Genomic DNA, 18,032 nt, shown 5'->3' with positions numbered 1-18,032 from the left:
CCATCATACCAGCATCAGCACCGGATTCTCCAGCACCCTCCGCAATTCGCCCAGGAATTGGGCCGCATAGGCCCCGTCCACCACCCGATGGTCGCAGGAAAGGGTCGCCCGCATGGTCCGGCCGACCGCCAGGTGCCCGTCCCGCACCACGGGCCGGTCCGCCACGGCACCCACGGCCAGGATCGCTGCCTGGGGCGGCATGATCACGGCGGCAAACTCATCGATGCCGTACATCCCCAGGTTCGAAACGCTGAAGGTGCCGCCGGAAATCTCCTCCTGGGTGATGGCGCCGCTCCGGGCCCGCTCGGCCAGGCGCACGGCCTGGAGGGCGATCTCCTTCAGGGCCAGCGACTGACACCCCTTTACCACCGGCACCTGGAGCCCGTCCTCCATGGCCACGGCGAACCCGATGTTCACTTCCCGGTGGACAATGACGCCTCCGTCCCGGAACGAGGCGTTCATCCGGGGGAACCGCACCAGGGCCAGGGCAGCGGCCTTGAGCACCAGGTCGTTGTAGGACACGGCATTGCCGCTCCCCTTCAGTTCCCGGACGATCTCACCGGCCGCCTTCATGTCGATCTCGACGGTCTCGTAGAAATGGGGGATGGTGCGCCACGACTCGGCCGTGATCCGGGCGATGGCGCTCCGCATGCGCGTCATAGGCTCGGCCTCGGGCGGAGCGGGAGATTCGCCCGCAGAGGGCTGCCCCGCCTGCTCCGTCACGGCTTCCTCGTTCGCCGCAGCCTGGTCCAGGTCCTCCATCAGGATGCGCCCCTCGGGCCCGCTCCCCCGCACCTGGTGCAGGTCGATGCCCTTCTCGCGCGCCAGGCGGCGCACGGCGGGCGAGGCCTTGGTATCGTCGCCCGGAGGCAGGGGAGCCGGCGGCGGCGACGCTTCGGGCAACTCCAGCACCCGCTCCGGGATCTCAGGCTCCGCCCCGTTCGCGGGTTCCTCCGGTGACGGCTGCCAGTCGGCCTGCTCCGGGGGAACGGGTGCGGCCTTCTCCGTCGGCCGGGCCTCGTCCGCCCCGCCGATCACGCCGATGACCGTGCCCACGTTCACCAGCTCGCCGGGCTTCACCCGCTGTTCCGTCAGGACGCCTGAGGCGAACGCCTCCAGCTCCATGGTGGCCTTGTCGGTCTCCACCTCGGCGATGATGTCGCCCCTCTCAACCGGGTCGCCCACCCCTTTCTTCCAGGAGACGAGACGGCCTTCGGTCATGGTATCGGAGAGCTTGGGCATGGTGATGTCGGTTGCCATGAGGATATCCCTTTCTCAGTACGTTCCGCTCAGCGTCTCCCGCACCGCCGCGGCAATCGTCTCCGGCTGCGGGATGCAGAGCTTCTCGATCTTGCGCGAATAGGGCATGGGCACGTCGAGTCCCGACACCCGCCGCACCGGCGCCAGGAGCCGGTCAAAGCACTCCTCCGCGATGATCGCGGCCAGGTGCCCGCCCAGTCCGGCGCTCCGCCAGCACTCCTCCACCACCACGGCCCGGCCGGTCTTCTTCACCGACGCCGTAAAGGTTGCCGTATCGAGGGGGGTCAGGGTCCGCAGGTCCACCACCTCGCAGGATATCCCCTCCTTTGCCAGCTCCTCCGCCGCCTGGAGCGCCAGGATGGTCATGCGCGAATAGGCGACAATGGTCAGGTCCTTCCCCTCACGCTTCACATCCGCCTTTCCGAAGGGAATGACGGACTCCGGATCGTCGGGCACCTCGCCCTTGCTGTTGTAGAGCAGCTCGTGCTCCAGGAACATGACCGGGTTGTCGTCGCGAATGGCCGCCTTGAGCAGCCCCCGGGCGTCCGCCGGGGTGGCCGGCACCGCCACGTAGATGCCGGGACAGTGCATGAAGTAGGTTTCCAAGCTCTGGGAATGCTGGGCGCCCAACTGGCTCCCCCCGCCTCCCGGCGCCCTGACCACCATGGGGAGATAGGTCTGGCCCCCGAACATGGAGCGGATCTTGGCCATGTGGTTCACGATCTGGTCCATGGCCAGGAGCGCGAAGTTCACCGTCATCAGTTCTGCCACGGGCCTCAAGCCCCCCATGGCCGCGCCCACGGCCACCCCCACGATGGAGTTCTCCGAAATGGGGGTATCCTTGACCCGCTCCTCGCCGAACTCGGCCAGCAGCCCGCGGGTCACCTTGAAGGACCCCTCGTACAGGGCCACATCCTCTCCCCAGACCACCACCGACGGGTCGCGGCGCATCTCCTCCTTCAGGGCCAGGTTCAGGGCATCGCGGTAGTTCATTTCAGGCATGGGAAGCCTCCGGGTTCATGATGGTGCGAGGAATGCAATCTCACCCGCGGTACGCCGCCTCAATTGCGGCGATGTCGATCTTTTTCATCTGCATCATCGCATCGAACGCGCGCTTGGCGGCAGCGGTATCGGGATCGGTGACCGCCCTGGTCAGGGCGATCGGCGTAATCTGCCAGGAAATTCCCCATTTGTCCTTGCACCAGCCGCACACGCTCTCCTGGCCGCCGTTACCGACGATCGCGTTCCAGTAGCGATCCGTCTCGTCCTGGTCAACAGTTGCGACCTGAAACGAAAATGCTTCGTTGTGCGTGAACTCAGGTCCGCCGTTGAGCCCGAGGCACGGGATGCCCATCACCGTAAACTCGACGGTCAGCACGTCCCCCTTCTTCCCGGACGGGAAATCTCCCGGTGCGCGGAACACCGCGCCAACGGACGAATCGGGAAAGGTCCGGGCGTAAAACCGCGCCGCGTCCTCGGCGTCGCCATCGTACCACAGGCAAATCGTGTTCTTTGCCGGCTTGTCCATGTCATTTCTCCTTCGGGATGAGCCACCCCGGGCCGAGGTCAACGATGTGCCCGCAGGCGAAGGGCAGTGGCTCGGCCGCTATCACCGCGTCAACGTACGACATTATTGTACCATTCCGGCGCGGCTTCGCTGTGCTTCGCATGGGCGGGATGGCGGGCCAATCCGTGACCCGCTCCTGGACGTTTTGTAGCCCCGGTCGGTGAGAATCTCCAAAATACACATATGAAATTTGAAGACCCCTTTCTGCTCTCCGCTTTCTCAGGTTTTTTGATTTTTGCGGCTTTGTCCCTGATTCAGTTGCTTTCAATATTTTCTTGCAGCGATGCCAATTAAGACCTATATTTATACCCAAATTAAAGTCTCAAAAGAGGTTGTTTATGGAACGTCTTTTTGCCCGTGCCTCGGTCAGCATAAGTGACCTTAAAAAAAACCCCACCCGAATCATTAATCAGTCCGAAGGTGAACCTGTGGCAATCCTCAACCACAACAAGCCAAGTGCATACTTAATCCCCGCCGATGCCTTCGAGGCGCTCATGGAGAAACTGGAGGATTATGAGCTTTCCCAAATTGTGAAGGAACGGGAACACGAGCCGAGTGTCAAGGTCTCCCTCGATGAGCTATAGCCTCGAATTCAAGGAATCCGCCCTGAAGGAGTGGAAAAAACTCGATGGCAGAATCCGTGAACAGTTTAAGAAGAAGCTTACCGAACGGCTTGAGCTTCCTCGCGTCGAGTCGGCCCGACTCTCCGGCATGCCCGATTGCTACAAAATCAAGCTGAAGAACGCCGGCTACCGGCTGGTTTACCAGGTTGACGACAACCGCATCATCGTTACTGTCGTGGCTGTCGGAAAACGCGAAAACCTTACCGTTTATCGAGCGGCAGAGAAAAGGGTGAAACAGTAATAAATTTCGCTCTTGAAATTTGAAGACCCGACCCTTTTCTACTCCACATCAGAAATACTGACAATGATCTGCCTTAATCGCTTTCTCTTCCAAAAACCAGAGCGAATCCACAATACCATCCGCCTCCGGGATGAGCTGCGACTCGTCCACGTCGAACGTGGCCGCTGCGAGTCGGCAACCGTAGAACCAGGCGTTGCCCGTCTTCTTAACCAGCTTGATGAAATCGTAAATCTCGAGAGGGTCACCGTCACGCCGCACCCTGTCCTTGAACCACTCTTCTTCTGCAGCGTGCCGGCTATCGATCTTGACCGCCTTGGCGCCTTTCTCTGTGAGAACCCGTACCGCCCATAAGACAAATAGAATGTCGACCGCAATGCCCTTGCTCGCCGCAACATAGGCAAAGGTTAACGGCGTGTAGAGGCGATCATAGGCGTCATCTCGAACAACAATGGCCAACCGTTTCATGCTGAGCCCTCCTCTCGTCGGTCATCCGATAAAGCCTGTTTCACAACGAACGGACAAAATTCCATGGAAACCTTACATATCTCATCTGGAATCAACTAAGATGCCCCCGGAATACTGCGCCAACGCATCACCGCGGCATCAGCGCAAACACACCCCAGCCCAGGTATTCACGCGTGTACGCGGCGTAGCGCCCGGGCTCCGAGGTCAGTTGGGCTCGAACCTCTTTCGCCAACTCGTCGTCGGGATTGGCTTCAAGCCATCGGCGCATGGTGAGCCATTTGGCCGCCTCGTATCTGTCCCAGCCGTCCTGGTCAGCCAGAACCATTTCAACGACGTCGTAGCCAAACTGGCCGAACGACGCGAGAAGTTCCGGGAGCATGAGAAAATCGGCGATCGAGTTGGCAAGACACCCCCTGGCAACATCTTCCGTCGGCGGCACCTGCCGCCAGTAGGGCTCGCCGATGAGGATGATACCTCCGGGGCGCAGGCTCCGCGCCAGCAGCTCGATAGTGCCGGCGACTCCCCCGCCGATCCACGTGGCACCGACACAGGCTGCCACACCGGCCTTGTCGTCCGACACGTAGCCGCTAGCATCGCCATGGATGAACGTGACCCGATCGGCGACGCCGAGTTCTTCGGCGCGGAGTTTCGCTTGCGCGGTGAACAACTGGCTCATGTCGATGCCGGTGCCGATGATGCCGTGATCGCGTGCCCAGGTGCACAGCATCTCCCCCGAACCGCTGCCGAGGTCCAGCACTCGGGTCCCCGGTTCCAGACGGAGCGCCGCGCCGAGAGTGGCGAGCTTTTCGGGTGTAATCGGGTTATGGATGCGGTGAGCACTTTCGGTGATGTTAAAGATCCGTGGGATGTCCATTTAAACAATTCTCCTTATGGGTTTGAATAGATTCGGAATTCAGGGGGGATTCTGGACGGGTCAAGAAACAAGGTGTCCACCGGGTTCTGCCTGTGCCATGTTGAGTGCTCGATTATGACCCTGAAAATGCGCTTCTACGGGTAAAAATCCTCCTGAATTGAGGTGTACTTGCTGAAATATCGGAAAGTTGGCTTGGGCCGACCCGATTCACGTTCCGGTCACTCATGAAAGGTTCGTCTCATCCACATTCTGAAGTACTCCTTGGTTAACGGGCCGGGGGCGCACCAGCGGCGCAGGATTATCGCGCCGGCTGCGTGCCGCCACCTGTTGAACAACGGCTCTGGAAACGATAGGCAACATATACACAGGCAGCATGTGCTTGCGAAGAGAATGACAACGGTGTCAGAGCTACAACTGAACGACCGTATATTTCCCGTTTCTAATTCTCTACTTGCTGTTCTTGAGCCGGTGCAAAGGTTATCGTTATATATCTGTCTTCAATAGAAATATTATAAGGTTGCATTCGTAATAAATTAAAGACCACCCGAGTCCGATCTGCCACATGCAACACATTGCAGCTACGCAAATCGGCCTGATAAAAGGTTAAAGAGGTTTGACCCATCCCGTTGTCTGTATTCGGTAAATCGACTACAACACGGGCCGGATTTAAGACAGCAAAACTAATCATTTGGCCTGTGTATGAATCTCGAAATGCTAAAGTTACGATTGCTTCACCACCTGTCGATGTTGCTTCAATGCTTTCAAGTACATTGGGATTGGAGGCTGAGGCTCCCGGTGGAAGTGGCTCGAAAGTATTTATCGGGTCTGAAGTCTCACCCCCACCACCACATCCCATCATAGAGCACATTAATAAGATAAGTACGGCTACCAAAATCTTCATGTTTTCCATTTTATCTCCTGAAAACTTCGTTAATACAAGCTGTTTTCATTCATGATTCCTCTGCTGTTCAACTTTTCAAGGCGCCAGCGGCGGAGCGTCAGCGGAGACCGCTGTCGCCGCGGGTTGGGCTGCCTGTTATAAGTCCTGTTACCAAGGAGTTGTCAAAACTTTAATTGCCTGGACAGGAAATGTAACCACGTCATAAGGAATTGATATTATGTATAAGCTCTTTGTAAGGAAATATTCCGTATGGCTACGCTTTACCCAGCGTAAATCATAACTGGAAACTGGCCCAGCTATGTCATAATTGTATTGGTGATTATCGATAATTGCATCAGCAATAAGTGGCCTCCATTTTACTTCTCCTTTACTTGTTGTTAGGATCAATTTGTATTTATCTATATTATCTGTAATTATATAGTTGTAACTCCAATTTGGAATAGTATTGTTTGAGAGCTTAGACGCCAAAAAATACCCTCGTCTCTTCTCTCCATATAGCATTGTGTCGCTATAAAACACATAATAAATATCGTTATTTATTACAGCATCATGAGTATATTTCGATAGTATCTGTGATTCAGAAATTAACTCATTTGTAGGATGGGAAATTCTATCGGCATGATCAGATAATTTGCTCGTTGCACAGCCGTCTGACAAAAAACAACTAATCGCCATAGCCGCATATAACAAAATTATTTTTGGGTATTTGTGGATTTTCATATCACTTTCGTTTGTTGCCCAACTCATCATTGAGCGGTTCACGCGCGCACGCGCGTGAACCGCTCACCCCCCTCATTGGAACATTTTTACCTACCACCAAACAAACAAATCTCTGCTACTAACAGGTTGCCCCTCACACATAAATATCCGAATAAACCTCATCATCCTCCGGCCACGGCGATTCTTCGGCAAATGCCACGGCGTCGGCCACGACGCCTCGGCATTTCTCCAGCACGGCGGCCAGTTCGGTCTCGGTAGCGATGCCTTCTTCCACGAGGCGTTTCTCGAAGTTCGGGATCGGGTCGCGGCTTTTCCAGAGCTCCACTTCGGCGGCGCTGCGGTACTTGCCGGGGTCGGCCATGGAGTGGCCCCGGAAGCGGTAGGTCATGGCTTCGATCAGGTAGGGCCGGCTGTGTTCTCGGACCCATTCGGCGCCCCATTTGACGGCCTCGTGGACCGCCATGACGTCCATGCCGTCCACCCGCACGGAGGGGATATCGTAGCCGCAGGTGCGCTTGTGGATGTCGGAGAGGGCCGAGGCCCGGGAGACGGCGGTGCCGATGCCGTAGAAGTTGTTTTCGCAGATGAAGAGGACCGGCAGCTCCCAGAGCCGGGCCCAGTTGAGGGATTCGTGGAAGGTGCCCTGGTTGACGGCGCCGTCGCCGAAGAAGCAGGCGGAGATTCGCCCTTCATTCCGGTATTTGGAGGCAAAGGCAAGCCCGACGGCGATGGGGAACTGGCCGCCGACGATGGCGTAGCCTCCCATGAAGGCGAGGCTCGGGTCGAAGAGGTGCATGGAGCCCCCCTTCCCCTTGCACATGCCGGTGGCCTTGCCGAAGAGTTCGGCCATGACCCGCCGCGGCTCGGCGCCCCGGACGATGGCCTGGGCGTGCTCCCGGTAGGCGGAGAGGATGTAGTCGTCCTTGTGCAGGGCCGCGGTGGCGCCGACCGCCACTGCCTCCTGGCCGCTGTAGAGGTGGAGGAAGCCGGTGATGCGCCCCTTGGTGTACTGTTCGGCGCACGATTCCTCGAATTCGCGGGAAAGGACCATCTGTTCGTGCATCTTCAGCAGTTCGGAATCGGGAAGAATGGCGCGGAGCGTGGTTGCCATGGGTCACCTCATGCGGGTTCGGTATTCAGGGTAAAGAAGAAGCATGCCCCCCGGCCCGGCTCGGAGAAGGCCCAGACCCTGCCGCCGTGCCGGCGGATAATCCGTTGCACCGTGGCGAGGCCAACGCCGGTGCCCGTGAACTCGGCATCGGTGTGGAGCCTCTGGAAGGGGGTAAACAGCTTGCCTGCGTATGCGGCATCGAAACCGGCCCCGTCGTCGCGGACGTAGTAGACGGTTTCCCCGCCCCCGGTATCGGCGCCGAACTCGATGTGGGCCACGTCTCTCCTGCCGGTGTATTTCCAGGCATTGTGCAGCAGGTTTTCGATGACGCTCCGCAGCAGGGCCGGATCACCCGTGGCCGCAATCCCGTCGGCAATGGTCGCTTCCACGCGACGATGGGGCTCGGCCTCGCGCAAGTCCGTCATGATCTGCCGGGCAATGGCGCTCAGGTCCACCTGTTCGCATTGGAGCTCCTTCCGGCTTATCCGGGAAAGGGCCAGGAGCGAGTCGATCATCTCCTGCATCCGCCGGCAGGAAATCATTATCCGGACGAGATAATCGCCCGCGCAGTGGCACTCCTTGACCGCCAGTTCCTCGGTGAGTATCTCGACATAGCCGTTGATGTGCCGCACCGGCGCCCGCAGGTCATGGGATATGGCAAAGGTGAACGATTCCAGCTCCCGGTTGGAGGCCTCCAGTTCGGCGGTACGTGCCTTCACCCGCTGCTCCAGGCCGACGGTGAGCTGCTGGAGCGCCTCCTCGGCCCGCCGGCGGTCGGCTACCTGGCGCTCCAGCTCGGCAGTCCGCTCCCGGACCCGTTCCTCCAGCTGCTCGTTCAGGCGGGTAAGCTCTTGTTCCAGCCTCCGGCGCTCAGCCAGTTCACCCTGCAGTTCCGCGGTCCGCGCACTTACCTTCCGTTTGAGCGTCAGGTTGATCGACACCGCCGCCACCAGCAGCACGCCCGCAACCGAAGCAACCATGCCCGCCACAAAGGCCTTGCTCGGCCGCCACGGCGGAGCCTTCACATGGATCCAGCGCCCGATGAGGGCCGCCCTCTCTTCCTCGCTCAGGGCGGCCAGCCCCTTGTTGAGGATCTGTCGCATCATGGGCCAGTCCTTGCGGACGCCGATCCCCCAGCGGTACGTGAAATCGGTCTTTCCCACGAGCCGGAGGTTGGTGATCCCCGCCTCCTGGAGATAAAAGGTGGCGTTGGCCATGTTTTCCACGTAGACGTCCACCATCCCCAGGGATGCCTTGGCCAGCCCCGTGGAGACGTCTGGCACGACGTCCAGGCTGATCTGCGGATAGGCATTACGCAAGTAGTCGTGGGCCATGTAGTTGGAGACCACGGCCACCTTCAGCCCCGGCAGATCCTTGATGGCAAGGGGCTTGCCGAACTCCCTGGCCGAGAAGATCCCGCCGGGGACCACCACCAGGGGATCGCTGAACAGCATGTACCGTTCCCGGTCCGGCGTGGCTGCCACCGCGCCGAGCAGGTCCACCTCGTGCCGCTTGAAGGCATCCACGACCTCGTCCCAGCTTTGCAGGTGGACGATGGTTATCCTGATGCCGAGCTTCTTCTCCAGGGCATGGATGTGGTCGGCAGCGGCGCCGCGGTAGACGCCGTTTTCGTCGAAATACTCGATGGGCTTGAAGTCGGGGTCCGGGGCGAGCTTGATGACCGGATGGGCGTTGAGCCACTCCCGCTCCTCGGGGGTCAGGGACACGGCGCCGGAATCGGCAAGGGAGCCTCCGGTCGCCGCCAGGATGACGACGAGCACCAGAATCAGCGCGGACGCGGACAGGACCGACAGGCGACGGGCATATCCGCGTCCGGCCATGGTCAGGCGCTCCGTTTCACGTAGTTCAATGTCCCGCCGGCCAGCAGCTCCTGCCGCTGCCGTTCCGAGACCTCCAGCAGGGTGACGATTTCCTTCCCGCCCGCCCGCACCGGTATCTCCACGGCCCCGGAGGCCACGAGCCGGCGCACGTCGGGGAACTCCAGCCGGTCCCCCTGTTTCAGGAAGTCATAGTCGGCGGGATTCTTGAAAGTAAGCGGCAGGATGCCGAAGTTCACCAGATTGGCCTTATGAATCCGGGCGAAGCTCTTGACGATCTTGGCGCGAATGCCCAGGTAGCGGGGAGCCAGGGCCGCGTGCTCACGGCTCGACCCCTGACCGTAGTTCTCGCCGCCGATGACCACGCCGTTCCCCTTCTCCCTGGCCCGTTTGTGGAACTCGGGGTCCAGTTGCTCGAACACGAACTGGCTGATGGCCGGGACGTTGCTCCGGTAGGGGAGCACCTTGTTGCCGGCGGGCATGATGGTATCGGTGGAGATGTTGTCCCCCACGGTGAGGATGACCTCCGCCTCCAGGGATTCCGGCAGATCCTCGAAATTGGGGAACGGGACGATGTTGGGACCGGTAACGATCTCCACCTGCTTCGCCTCGTCGGGCGGCAGGGGGAAGATGATGCTGGAGTCGTCCAGGACGTATTTGGCGGGGTTCTGCACATTGGGCCACGCCATGAGGTCGCCCAGCTTGCGGGGGTCGGTGACCACGCCGAAGATGCCGGCGGCGGCTGCCGTTTCGGGGGAGCAGAGATAGACCTTGTCATTCTTCGTTCCGCTGCGGCCGGGAAAGTTGCGGGGGAAGGTGCGCAGGCTCACCTGGTCGGTGCCCGGCGCCTGCCCCATGCCGATGCAGCCGAGGCAGCCGGGCTGGTGGATCTGGGCACCGGCCAGGAGGAGCATCATCACCCCTCCCTGGTCGGCCACGTTCTCCAGCACCTGGCGGCTGCCGGGGTTCACGTTGAAGGAGACGTGGGAGGCCACGCGGCGGCCGTCCAGGATGCGGCAGACGGTCATCAGGTCCCGGAAGGCGGAGTTGGCGGAACTCCCCACGAGCACCTGATCCACCTTGAGCCCTTCGATGTCGGCCACCCGCACCACGTTGTCCGGCGACGAGGGGCAGGCGATGAGGGGCTCCACCGTGGCGAGATCGATCTCCTCGTACTCGTCGTAGGCGGCGTCCGGATCGGCCGAAAGCTCCTGCCATACCTCAGCGCGGCCCTGGGCCTCCAGGAACTCGCGGGTCCGGTGGTCCGAGGGGAAGAGGGAGGTGGTGGCCCCCAGCTCCGCCCCCATGTTGCCGATGATGGCCCGGTCCGTTGCCGAGAGGGTCGCCACGCCGGGGCCGTAGTATTCGATGATCTTGCCCACGCCCCCCTTCACGGTGTGGCGGCGCAGCATCTCAAGGATCACGTCCTTGGCCGAAACCCAGGGCTGGAGCTGTCCCGTGAGCTTCACCCCCCAGATCTTCGGGCAGGGAAGGTGGAACGGGTGCCCCGCCATGGCCAGGGAGACGTCGAGCCCCCCGGCGCCGATGGCGATCATGGAGAGCCCGGCGGCGGAGGTGGTGTGGGAGTCGGCTCCCAGCATGGTCTTGCCCGGCACGCCGAAGCGCTCCAGGTGCACCTGGTGGGAGACCCCGTTGCCCGGCTTGGAAAGGTGGACGCCGAACCGCTGGGCTGCGGTCATGAGGAAGACATGGTCGTCGGCGTTGCGGTTGTCGGTCTGGAGCAGGTTGTGGTCGATGTACTGGGCCGCCAGCTCCACCTTGACCCGGTCCACCCCCATGGCGATGAACTCCAGCATGGCCATGGTGCCGGTGGCGTCCTGGAGGAGCGCGTGGTCGATCTTGAGCGCGATCTCGGTGCCCGGCGTCAGTTCGCCCTTCACGAGGTGCGCTTCGAGGATTTTGGTTGCGAGGTTCTTGCCCATGGGGATCTCCTTAGTTACGCATGTATCGCCCGTTTCTCCACGTCCAGGGCCGCTTCCTTCATGGCCTCGGCGAGGGTCGGGTGGGCGTGGAAGGTCATGGCGATGTCGGCGGCGCTGCCACCGTAGGTCATGACGGTGACCGCCTCGGTGATGAGGTCCGAGGCGCGGGGGCCAACCACATGGATACCCAGGACCCGGCCAGTGTCGGGCTTGGCCAGGATCTTCACGAATCCTTCGGTTTCCCCCATGCAGCGTGCCCGGCCGTTGGCCATGAAATTGAACCGGCCCGCGGCATAGGGAATCCCCTGCTCCTTGAGCTGCTCTTCGGTCAGGCCGACGCCGGCCGCCTCGGGCCACGTATATACGATACCAGGGATGTATTCGTAGTCCACGACCGACGCCTCGCCGGTCAGGCGCTCGGCGAAGACTTCCCCCTCGGCCATGGCCTTGTGGGCGAGCATGGGTCCGTGGATCAGGTCGCCGATGGCGTAGATCCCCGGGGCCGAGGTCAGGTAGTTGTCGTCCACCCGGATGCGCCCCCCCTCCATGGCGAGATTGAAGGGTTCGAGGCCGAGCCCGGCCATGACGGGGCGGCGGCCGGCGGCCACCAGGACCCGGTCGCAGGCGATGGCGTCGCGCCCGCCGGCGGACGATTCCACCGTGACCACGGCCGTGCCCTCCCGCTTCTCGATGCCGGTCACCCGTGTCTCCATGCGGAAGGAGATCCCCTGCTTCTTCAGGGAGCGCACCAGAGCGTCGGCCACCTGGCCGTCGGTGGCGGGGAGCGGCTTGGCCAGCACCTCCACCACGGTCACCTGGCTGCCGAGCCGGCGCCAGACCGACCCCAGCTCCAGCCCGATGTAGCCGGCCCCCACCACCAGCAGATGCTCCGGCACCCGGTCGAAGGCCAGGGCTTCCCGGGCGGAGACCACGGTCTCCCCGTCAAAGGCGAGGCCCGGTACCGGCACCGCCTCGCTGCCGGTGGCAAGGAGCACCTTGCCGGCCTCCAGCAGGTGCGCGGGCGCCGTCCCGTTGCCGCCCACCTCCACCCGCAGGAGGTCGCCGTTCCTGCCCGCCAGGCGGGCCGCCCCCTTCAGCCAGGTTATCCGGTTCTTCTTGAAGAGATAGGCGATGCCGTCGGTGAGCTTTTTCACCACATCGTCCTTGCGGGCCATCATCCGCGCCAGGTCGAGCCGCGGGGGGTCAATCAGGATGCCGTGGCCGGCAAAGCCGTCCCGGGCCTGGGCAAAGAGCTCCGATGAGTCCAGGAGCGCCTTGCTGGGGATGCACCCCTCGTTGAGGCAGACCCCGCCGAGGGTTTCGCGCTGTTCCGCCACCGCCACGGTCATGCCGAGCTGGGCCGCCCTGATGGCGGCCACGTAGCCGCCGGGTCCGGCGCCGATGACGATGAGGTCGAAGGTTTGGTCAGCCATGGGAAATCCTCCCGGAGCGAAGTAGAGTTATCCTGAAAAAACCGTTAAGCACAGAGCACCCCCCTCAATCCCCCCTACTTTGTAGGGGGGAAGCGAGCAACGCGAGCAGGGGGGTGAACATGTCACGACCTCAGCCAGTTGAAACGTCGCCCCCTCCGCGAACCATCGGCGACACAGCCCGGCTACTTCCCCGGCCGGTAGATGATCTCGAAGCTCCCCCCCTGCAGATGCTCCCAGAGCTTCTCGTCGGTCGTGGTCCGGTAGGGGTCACCGGTGTTTCCCAGCCCGGGCATGGAGAACTTGAGGCTGAACTCGCCCTGGTCCAGGACTACCCCCTTGCCTTCGAGGCGCGCCCCCGTGGTGCCCGCCTCCGGCCGGTGAGCGGGGCCGGCGGCGGAAATGCTCGGCTCCAGGGCGCGGATTTCCGTCGGCCGTCCCTGGAAGGCGACCAGCTCCTGGAGCACGTCCCGGGCGCCTTCGTTCCCCTGGCGGGATGCCTTGCCCAGCCACTCGATGGCCCGGACCTTGTCCACGGGCACGCCGTCACCGGAGAGGAGGACCATGCCGTACGCGTACTGGGCCTCGGCATCGCCCCCCGCGGCCGCCTTGCCGATCCAGAGGGCTGCGGCCGCGCTGTCGCGCTTGACCCCGGTCCCCTCGTGGTAGAAGGTGCCCAGATAGTACTGGGCCCGCGCGTGGCCGCGCTCGGCCGCCATTTTCATGTACCGCGCCGCCTCTGTCGGCTTGCGCGGCGCCCCGTTACCGTCCAGGTGCATCAGCGCGAGCCTGAAGGCCGCTTTGGCATCCCCTCGCCGGGCCGCGGCCTGGGTGGCGGCATACCCGTTGGCAGCCTTTGCGGCCTTTGTGCCCTTTGCCGCACGGGAAGCGGCCGGCACCGGCGCAACCGCCAGCATCGACAGGGCCAGTGCCGTCACGACCCGGCACACCATGACCGCAACCCTACCCCTCAAGGAACAGCTCCTCCGGATCTTCCACATACTCTTTCACCGTGCGCAGGAATCCCACCGCTTCGCGGCCGTCGATGATCCGGTGGTCGTAGGACAGGGCCAGGTACATCATGGGCCGGATGACCACCTGCCCGTCCCGCGCCACGGGACGGTCCTGAATGGCGTGCATGCCGAGCACCCCGCTCTGGGGCGGATTGAGGATGGGAGTCGAGAGGAGCGATCCGTACACCCCGCCGTTGGTTATGGAAAAGGTGCCCCCCTCCAGGTCCGAGAGTTCGAGCCGGTTGGTTTTGATCTTTTCGACAAAGGCGGCGATAGCCTGTTCGATCTCCCAGAAATGGAGGCGATCCGCATCCCGGAGCACCGGCACCACCAGCCCCTTGTCCGCGCCGATGGCGATGCCGATGTTGTAGTAGTGGTGCCGGACGATGTCGTTGCCGTCGATGCGGGCGTTCACCAGGGGAAAGGCTTTCAGGGCCTCCACGCAGGCCTTGACGAAGAACGACATGAACCCCAGGGATACCCCGTGCCGCCTGGCGAACTGCTCCTTGTGGCGGGCACGCAACTCCACGATGCGCCCCAGATCGGCCTCGTTGAAGGTGGTGAGCATGGCGGTCTGCTGGCGGGCCGCCATGAGACGTTCCGCGATCCGCTTGCGGATGGGGGTCATGGGGGTGCGGGTGGTGCGATCGGCCTCCGGCGGCTCGGACTGGCGGGGCTGTTCTGCCGGTGGCCGGGGCTGCTGCGCGGGAGGCTGGGGAGCGGCCGGCGACGGAGCCACCGACTGCGCAGGGGCCGGAGACGGCGCCACCTGCTCCCGCTTTTCGGCAAAGGAGAAGAGATCATCCACTGTCACCCGCCCTCCCCGGCCGGTACCGGGCACCGCCTCGGGGCTGATCCCCCGCTCCCGCGCCATTTTGCGCACCGACGGGGAAAGGGGGGGCTCTGCGGCGGGCGCAGGGGCAGCGACCTGTGCCGGGGCCGGCGACTCGGCACCAGGGGCGGCAGCGCCTTCGCGAATGGTGCCGATGACCGTGCCGATCTTCACCGTGGTCCCGGCCGGCACCGCGATGGAGAGAACCCCGTCGGCCTCAGCGTTAAGCTCCATGGTGATCTTGTCGGTCTCGATCTCGCAGACCGGCTCGTCCTTGCGGACCGCATCGCCGTCCTGGCGGAGCCACGTGGCCACCAGGGCCTCGAATACCGATTCACCCACCGATGGTATTTTGATTTCCATGGAATTCTCCGTTGAAACAGTGCTGCCGATCAGCACCTATCACGATGCGTGAACCGGCCCCCGGTGAGGGGGAACGCCTATACCGCGAGCGCCTCCGTGACGACCCGTTCCTGCTCCACCCCATGCAGCCGGTGCGACCCCACGGCGGGGACGTCGTTGTCGGGCCGCCCCACGTAACGGGGCTCGCGACCGAAAAGATCAGCCAGGTGGGGCCGGAGAAAGCTCCAGGCACCCATGTTGCGGGGCTCCTCCTGGACCCAGGCGATGCTCCCGGCCCCCCGGAAGGGCGCCACCGCCTCCCGCAGCAGGTCGGTCCGCAGGGGATAGAGCTGTTCGATCCGGACAATGGCCGTGTCGGCCACCGCGTCACGCTCCATCCGCTCCAGCAGCTCGTAGTAGATCTTGCCGGAACAGAGCAGGAGTCGCCGGATCTTTTCAGGGTCGGCAACGGGGGGGATCACCTCCCGGAACCAGCCGCCGGACAGCTCTTCCAGCCGGGAGACGCAGCGGGGATGGCGCAGCAGGCTCTTGGGGGTGAAAACCACCAGGGGCTTGCGGAACGGCTGCTTCACCTGCCGCCGCAGCAGATGAAAGAGCTGGGCCGGGGTGGAGGGGTAGACCACCTGGAGGTTGTCGTCGGCGCAGAGCTGGAGATAGCGTTCGATGCGGGCGCTGGAATGCTCCGCCCCCTGCCCTTCGTAGCCGTGGGGCAGGAGCATGACGAGGCCGCTCACCCGCTCCCACTTGGACTCGCCGCCGGCGATGAACTGGTCGATGATGACCTGGGCGCCGTTGGCGAAGTCGCCGAACTGGGCCTCCCAGATGACGAGCATCTCGGGGGACTGGACCGAATAGCCGTATTCGTAGCCCAGGACCGCGAACTCGGAGAGCATGCTGTCCCAGGCGCGAAAGACCGCACCGCCGGTAGCAGCGCCGTCCAGGGGCACGTGGAATGCTTCGGTGTTCATGTCGTGGAGCACTGCATGGCGGTGGCCGAAGGTGCCGCGCCGGGAATCCTCCCCGGACAGGCGGATGGAGGTTCCCTCGGCCAGAAGCGTCCCGTAGGCCAGGGTCTCGGCATTGCCCCAGTCGATCCCTTCGCCCGCCTGCACGGCCTTGAGCCGCCGCTGGAGGATGGTTGCCACTTTGGGGTGGGCGGAAAAGCCCTCGGGCACGCCGGCCAGCCCCTCGGCCAGCTGCCGCAGCCGCGCCGCGTCCACGCCGGTATCGACCTTGGCGGGCGAATAGTCCCGCCGGTACTCTCCCCACTTCCCCTCGAAGCCGCCGGCCACGGGACGCGGAGGGGCGCCGAGGGATTCCTCCAGCCGCCCGGCAATGGCTGCGGTCATGGCGTCGAGCCGGTCCCGGGGAATCCCCTCCTCTGCCAGCCGGTCAGCGTAAAGCTCGTGGACCGGCGGCCGGTCCTTGATCCGGCCGTACATGCCCGGTTGGGTGAAGTAGGGCTCGTCCCCCTCGTTGTGGCCGTGCCGGCGGTAGCAGATGATCTCCACCACCACGTCGCGGCCGAAGGTCTGCCGGTACTCCAGGGCGAGTTCCATCACGTGGACCGCCGCCTCGGGATCTTCGCCGTGGACGTGGAACACCGGCGCCGCCACTATCTTGGCCGTGTCGGTGGCGTAGAGGGACGAGCGGGCATCCGCCGGGACCGTGGTGAAGCCGATCTGGTTATTGATGACGATGTGGAGAGTGCCGCCGGTCCGGTATCCTTCAAGCTGCGACAGGTTCAGGGTCTCGGCCACCACCCCCTGGCCGGCAAAGGCGGCGTCGCCGTGGATCAGCACCGGCAGGACCCGCTTGTCCCCTCCCGCCCCCCGGGCGTCCTGGCGGGCCCGGCATTTCCCCTCCACCACCGGGTCCACCGCCTCCAGGTGCGAGGGGTTGAAGGCCAGGGTCAGGTGGATGCTGCTGCCGTCGGCGAACCGGCGGTCGCTGGAGAACCCCTTGTGGTACTTCACGTCGCCGTCGCCCACGAACGCCAGTTCCACGTTGTCGGCGAACTCGGCAAAGATATTTTCCACCGGCTTGCCGATGATGGTGGCCAGAACGTTCAGCCGTCCCCGGTGGGCCATGCCGAGCACCAGGTCATCCACGCCGAGCCGGGCCGCGCGTTCCACCACGGCATCCAGGGCGGGAATCAGCGCCTCCCCTCCCTCAAGGGAAAAGCGCTTCTGCCCCAGGAATTTCCGGTGCAGGAACTCCTCGAACAGGGACGCCTCCCTGAGCTTCTCGAGGATGCGCAGCTTCTGGTCCGGGGAAACAGGCGGCCGGTTCCGGACCGGCTCCATCCGCTCGATCAGCCAGGTCCGCTCGGCAGGGTCCTGGATGTGCATGAACTCCACACCCACGGAACGGCAGTAGGTCTCCCGGAGCGTTGCCAGAATCTCCCGCAACGTCGCCACGCTCTTGAGGAAACGGCGCGCCCGGAAGGTACGGTCCAGGTCCGACTGGTCCAGGTCGTACTGCTCCAGCGCCAGGAGCGGGTGTTCCAGCTTGCAGGGAGAGAGGGGATCGGTGCAGGCCAGCAGGTGGCCCAGGTCGCGGTAGCGATAGATGAGAGAGTCGACCGCCGACTGCTTGGCGGCCAGCTCGGGGGTGGGGCATTCGGCCGACGGCTCGCCGCGCCCCAGCTCGTAGCCGGTGAAAAACGCGCGCCACTCGGCGGAAACCGACGCGGGATCGGCCTGCCAGGATTGGAAAAGGGATTCGATGAACTCGGGGTCGGCCCCTGCGGCAAAGGTCATGACAGCGTCCTTGGTTGAAGTGACGCGGATAAGTATAACAAAGGGGGGAGTGGTTTCAAAGCGGGCCGGCGTACGCGGGGCAGAACATC

Annotated in this window: 16 protein-coding genes; 2 read left to right on the top strand and 14 right to left on the bottom strand. The window is 63.1% G+C overall.

Annotation, left to right across the window (positions count from 1 at the left end; all coding sequences use genetic code 11):
- Nucleotides 1-3: 3 nt before the first annotated feature.
- From AABA48_RS02725 to AABA48_RS02715, 3 genes are read right to left on the bottom strand one after another with little or no spacing between them, the layout of a single operon-like run.
- Entirely contained in the window at nucleotides 4-1,260 is a 1,257-nt protein-coding gene (locus AABA48_RS02725; RefSeq protein WP_286352005.1) for a dihydrolipoamide acetyltransferase family protein, read from the bottom strand.
- A 15-nt stretch (nucleotides 1,261-1,275) separates the two neighbouring features.
- A complete protein-coding gene (locus tag AABA48_RS02720; RefSeq protein WP_286352004.1) occupies nucleotides 1,276-2,262 on the bottom strand; it encodes an alpha-ketoacid dehydrogenase subunit beta in 987 nt (328 codons plus the stop codon).
- Between the two features lie 40 nt (nucleotides 2,263-2,302).
- Nucleotides 2,303-2,788: a VOC family protein gene (locus tag AABA48_RS02715; RefSeq protein ID WP_014551816.1), complete on the bottom strand. Its 486-nt coding sequence runs from the start codon at nucleotides 2,786-2,788 to the stop codon at nucleotides 2,303-2,305.
- Nucleotides 2,789-3,165: 377 nt separating this feature from the next.
- On the opposite strand from AABA48_RS02715, the gene AABA48_RS02710 reads away from it, so the two are divergent.
- Nucleotides 3,166-3,411: a type II toxin-antitoxin system Phd/YefM family antitoxin gene (locus AABA48_RS02710; protein WP_010943075.1), complete on the top strand. Its 246-nt coding sequence runs from the start codon at nucleotides 3,166-3,168 to the stop codon at nucleotides 3,409-3,411.
- Nucleotides 3,401-3,691 (top strand): type II toxin-antitoxin system RelE family toxin, encoded by a 291-nt coding sequence (locus AABA48_RS02705; RefSeq protein WP_286352003.1) that lies wholly within the window; start codon nucleotides 3,401-3,403, stop codon nucleotides 3,689-3,691. Before AABA48_RS02710 ends, AABA48_RS02705 begins: the two co-directional genes overlap by 11 nt.
- A gap of 48 nt (nucleotides 3,692-3,739) precedes the next feature.
- Here the strand turns inward: AABA48_RS02705 and AABA48_RS02700 are convergent, their stop codons facing one another.
- The 11 genes from AABA48_RS02700 to AABA48_RS02650 all read right to left on the bottom strand — a co-directional run bounded on the left by AABA48_RS02700 (nucleotide 3,740) and on the right by AABA48_RS02650 (nucleotide 17,943).
- Complete coding sequence (locus AABA48_RS02700) at nucleotides 3,740-4,156, bottom strand: hypothetical protein (RefSeq protein ID WP_010943077.1); 417 nt, start codon at nucleotides 4,154-4,156, stop codon at nucleotides 3,740-3,742.
- Nucleotides 4,157-4,283: 127 nt separating this feature from the next.
- Nucleotides 4,284-5,030, bottom strand: a complete 747-nt coding sequence (locus tag AABA48_RS02695; RefSeq protein WP_286352002.1) for an SAM-dependent methyltransferase — start codon at nucleotides 5,028-5,030, stop codon at nucleotides 4,284-4,286.
- A 439-nt stretch (nucleotides 5,031-5,469) separates the two neighbouring features.
- The gene (locus AABA48_RS02690; RefSeq protein WP_286352001.1) at nucleotides 5,470-5,940 is read right to left on the bottom strand and encodes an AMIN domain-containing protein; all 471 of its coding nucleotides are present in this window, start codon (nucleotides 5,938-5,940) and stop codon (nucleotides 5,470-5,472) included.
- A gap of 138 nt (nucleotides 5,941-6,078) precedes the next feature.
- The gene (locus AABA48_RS02685) at nucleotides 6,079-6,651 is read right to left on the bottom strand and encodes a hypothetical protein (protein ID WP_286352000.1); all 573 of its coding nucleotides are present in this window, start codon (nucleotides 6,649-6,651) and stop codon (nucleotides 6,079-6,081) included.
- A 133-nt stretch (nucleotides 6,652-6,784) separates the two neighbouring features.
- Nucleotides 6,785-7,762, bottom strand: a complete 978-nt coding sequence (pdhA, locus tag AABA48_RS02680) for a pyruvate dehydrogenase (acetyl-transferring) E1 component subunit alpha (protein ID WP_286351999.1) — start codon at nucleotides 7,760-7,762, stop codon at nucleotides 6,785-6,787.
- Between the two features lie 8 nt (nucleotides 7,763-7,770).
- The gene (locus AABA48_RS02675; protein ID WP_286351998.1) at nucleotides 7,771-9,603 is read right to left on the bottom strand and encodes an ATP-binding protein; all 1,833 of its coding nucleotides are present in this window, start codon (nucleotides 9,601-9,603) and stop codon (nucleotides 7,771-7,773) included.
- 2 nt (nucleotides 9,604-9,605) lie between these two features.
- Nucleotides 9,606-11,543: an aconitate hydratase gene (locus tag AABA48_RS02670; protein WP_286351997.1), complete on the bottom strand. Its 1,938-nt coding sequence runs from the start codon at nucleotides 11,541-11,543 to the stop codon at nucleotides 9,606-9,608.
- 14 nt (nucleotides 11,544-11,557) lie between these two features.
- Complete coding sequence (gene lpdA, locus AABA48_RS02665; RefSeq protein ID WP_286351996.1) at nucleotides 11,558-12,976, bottom strand: dihydrolipoyl dehydrogenase; 1,419 nt, start codon at nucleotides 12,974-12,976, stop codon at nucleotides 11,558-11,560.
- A gap of 182 nt (nucleotides 12,977-13,158) precedes the next feature.
- Nucleotides 13,159-13,947 carry a tetratricopeptide repeat protein gene (locus AABA48_RS02660; protein ID WP_338270985.1) on the bottom strand — a complete coding sequence of 263 codons (789 nt, stop codon included), beginning with the start codon at nucleotides 13,945-13,947 and terminating at the stop codon, nucleotides 13,159-13,161.
- Entirely contained in the window at nucleotides 13,937-15,181 is a 1,245-nt protein-coding gene (gene odhB / locus AABA48_RS02655) for a 2-oxoglutarate dehydrogenase complex dihydrolipoyllysine-residue succinyltransferase (protein ID WP_338270984.1), read from the bottom strand. Before odhB ends, AABA48_RS02660 begins: the two co-directional genes overlap by 11 nt.
- Before the next feature lie 77 nt (nucleotides 15,182-15,258).
- A complete protein-coding gene (locus tag AABA48_RS02650; protein WP_286351992.1) occupies nucleotides 15,259-17,943 on the bottom strand; it encodes a 2-oxoglutarate dehydrogenase E1 component in 2,685 nt (894 codons plus the stop codon).
- Between the last annotated feature and the right edge of the window lie 89 nt (nucleotides 17,944-18,032).

The organism is Geobacter sp. 60473 (assembly GCF_036323535.1).
Lineage (GTDB): Bacteria > Desulfobacterota > Desulfuromonadia > Geobacterales > Geobacteraceae > Geobacter > Geobacter sulfurreducens.
This window is presented reverse-complemented; position numbering and strand designations above follow the sequence as displayed.

Bases quoted from the DNA above. Each gene is read 5' to 3' on its own strand.
- AABA48_RS02715 (WP_014551816.1), bottom strand. From the start codon at position 2,788: ATGGACAAGCCGGCAAAGAACACGATTTGCCTGTGGTACGATGGCGAC.
- AABA48_RS02685 (WP_286352000.1), bottom strand. From the start codon at position 6,651: ATGAAAATCCACAAATACCCAAAAATAATTTTGTTATATGCGGCTATG.
- AABA48_RS02690 (WP_286352001.1), bottom strand. From the start codon at position 5,940: ATGGAAAACATGAAGATTTTGGTAGCCGTACTTATCTTATTAATGTGC.
- AABA48_RS02675 (WP_286351998.1), bottom strand. From the start codon at position 9,603: ATGGCCGGACGCGGATATGCCCGTCGCCTGTCGGTCCTGTCCGCGTCC.
- AABA48_RS02695 (WP_286352002.1), bottom strand. From the start codon at position 5,030: ATGGACATCCCACGGATCTTTAACATCACCGAAAGTGCTCACCGCATC.
- odhB (WP_338270984.1), bottom strand. From the start codon at position 15,181: ATGGAAATCAAAATACCATCGGTGGGTGAATCGGTATTCGAGGCCCTG.
- AABA48_RS02650 (WP_286351992.1), bottom strand. From the start codon at position 17,943: ATGACCTTTGCCGCAGGGGCCGACCCCGAGTTCATCGAATCCCTTTTC.
- AABA48_RS02705 (WP_286352003.1), top strand. From the start codon at position 3,401: ATGAGCTATAGCCTCGAATTCAAGGAATCCGCCCTGAAGGAGTGGAAA.
- AABA48_RS02725 (WP_286352005.1), bottom strand. From the start codon at position 1,260: ATGGCAACCGACATCACCATGCCCAAGCTCTCCGATACCATGACCGAA.
- AABA48_RS02710 (WP_010943075.1), top strand. From the start codon at position 3,166: ATGGAACGTCTTTTTGCCCGTGCCTCGGTCAGCATAAGTGACCTTAAA.
- lpdA (WP_286351996.1), bottom strand. From the start codon at position 12,976: ATGGCTGACCAAACCTTCGACCTCATCGTCATCGGCGCCGGACCCGGC.
- AABA48_RS02720 (WP_286352004.1), bottom strand. From the start codon at position 2,262: ATGCCTGAAATGAACTACCGCGATGCCCTGAACCTGGCCCTGAAGGAG.
- AABA48_RS02670 (WP_286351997.1), bottom strand. From the start codon at position 11,543: ATGGGCAAGAACCTCGCAACCAAAATCCTCGAAGCGCACCTCGTGAAG.
- pdhA (WP_286351999.1), bottom strand. From the start codon at position 7,762: ATGGCAACCACGCTCCGCGCCATTCTTCCCGATTCCGAACTGCTGAAG.
- AABA48_RS02700 (WP_010943077.1), bottom strand. From the start codon at position 4,156: ATGAAACGGTTGGCCATTGTTGTTCGAGATGACGCCTATGATCGCCTC.